The following is a 651-nucleotide window of genomic DNA, read 5'->3' as shown; positions in this document are numbered from 1 at the left end:
GTTGCCAGAGCGTTTAATTAAGTGAGTGCTCAGCTGGAATTGCTATCAAGTTTTGCGAATGAAGATGTTGGCTTAAAGGGCTAATGGAAGAATGAACAAGCCAAATTCATATTGGCTTGTTCATGTTGCCTATCGATTACTTAATAGTCGGCAAGCTTGTTGCTTCCATATTAATCGACATACTCCAAGATTGTTCCTCTCGAATGGACTTAATAGATCCTCGGTTTGTAAGCCAAGCAGTTTGAGTGTCACGAGGTCCGTCATTTTCAAATTGTGTTTCACTTTCTACTTTACATGCATCAAAGGTACCAGCAGGTACAGTGACTTCTTCTTTACCTAAGTATGTTTCTTGGTAGTTGAAGGTGGGTAGAAAGTAAGGTCGTCCGTTGATAATTTCATCTAATGACGTTTCTACAGATACAGTCCTTAATCCAGGAGACTCAATCCCAATGAATTCACCACTGACTTCGTCATACTCATAGTCATATTGTGATGTTAGCGGTGCATTGGTTGAGGTACCGAAATCTACCACTTGATTGATAATCTTTTGATTATCAGCAATTGCCAGTGGCAACACAGCCTTAGCCGAACCCCAGCCTAGTGAGTCATCAGAGTTAAAGCCCTCTTGACCTAGATAGTGATCTTCAGAGC

General features: G+C 41.2%; 1 pseudogene. It reads right to left on the bottom strand.

Features of this window, described 5'->3' with window-relative positions:
* Positions 1 to 136 precede the first annotated feature (136 nt).
* Positions 137 to 651: pseudogene (locus AB4486_RS22970) on the bottom strand (hypothetical protein); the annotation flags it as partial.

The organism is Vibrio sp. 10N.222.55.C6, from assembly GCF_041473395.1.
GTDB lineage: Bacteria > Pseudomonadota > Gammaproteobacteria > Enterobacterales > Vibrionaceae > Vibrio > Vibrio crassostreae_C.
The sequence above is the reverse complement of the archived record's forward strand: the minus strand, read 5'-3'. Positions and strand labels throughout refer to the sequence as shown.